The following is a 567-nucleotide window of genomic DNA, read 5'->3' as shown; positions in this document are numbered from 1 at the left end:
AGCACTGTGAAGCGCGCGCAGGAACCTGTCATGAACCACCCGTTCCTCCACCGCTGGTTGGCCGTACTGGCAGCGCTGGCTCTGGCCGGCTGCGCGGTCACCGAACCGGCGCCGACCGACTTGCAGCCACGCACGCTGGCCCAGGTGCACCGCGTCGCCTCGGCCCATCACGGGCGCCCGGCGCTGGCTGTGGTGCTCGGTGGCGGCGGGCTGCGTGGATTTGCGCATGTGGGCGTGCTGCAAGCGCTGGAAGAAGCCGGATTGCGCCCCGACATCGTGGTGGGAACTTCGGCGGGATCGGTGGTCGGCGCCGCCTACGCCAGCGGTATCGGCCTTGAGCGCATCCGGCAAGCAGCACTCGACGTGAAGGTCGTGTCGCTGATCGATCTCACCTGGCGCTCCGGCGGCTTCATACGCGGCGACAACCTGGCGCGCTGGGTGGATGATGTGACCGGCAGCACCCGCATCGAGGACTTTCCGATTCGCTTCGCCGCCGTTGCCACCGAACTGCAAAGCGCCCAGCCGGTGCTGCTGTCGCAGGGACCGGCTGGCCGCTCCATACAGGCC

General features: G+C 69.0%; 1 protein-coding gene. It reads left to right on the top strand.

Going from position 1 to position 567, the window contains the following annotated elements; genetic code table 11:
- Nucleotides 1–30: 30 nt before the first annotated feature.
- Nucleotides 31–567: patatin-like phospholipase family protein (locus tag AAHB17_RS24560; RefSeq protein ID WP_342133684.1), on the top strand; the 537-nt coding region annotated here is incomplete at its 3' end.

It is taken from the genome of Hydrogenophaga sp. OTU3427 (genome assembly GCF_038440225.1).
Taxonomy (GTDB): domain Bacteria; phylum Pseudomonadota; class Gammaproteobacteria; order Burkholderiales; family Burkholderiaceae_C; genus Hydrogenophaga.
This window is presented reverse-complemented; position numbering and strand designations above follow the sequence as displayed.